Source organism: Streptomyces lothianensis, from assembly GCF_047779955.1.
In the GTDB taxonomy this organism is placed as follows: domain Bacteria; phylum Actinomycetota; class Actinomycetes; order Streptomycetales; family Streptomycetaceae; genus Streptomyces.
In genome coordinates this window covers 1-226 of sequence record NZ_JBLMKT010000178.1, presented here as the reverse complement: position 1 = coordinate 226, position 226 = coordinate 1, and the positions used below count along the sequence as shown (strand labels likewise).

Below are 226 nucleotides of genomic sequence, written 5' to 3'. Positions count from 1 at the left end.
GAAGTCAGCCCCCACCCCGTCCTCGCCCTGGGCCTCCAGGGCACCATCGAAGACACCGAAACAGACGCCACCACCCTCGGCACCCTCCGCCGCGACGAAGGCAGCCACACCCGCATCCTCACCTCCCTCGCCGAAGCCCACTGCCACGGCGTCACCATCGACTGGCAGACCGTCTACACCGGCACCGGAGCCCGCCGCACCCCCCTCCCCACCTACGCCTTCCAGC

Annotated in this window: 1 protein-coding gene; it reads left to right on the top strand. The window is 70.8% G+C overall.

Annotation, left to right across the window (positions count from 1 at the left end; genetic code table 11):
- The coding region (locus ACLF6P_RS30130) for a hypothetical protein (RefSeq protein ID WP_415954607.1) at window positions 1-226 on the top strand (226 nt) is incomplete at both ends.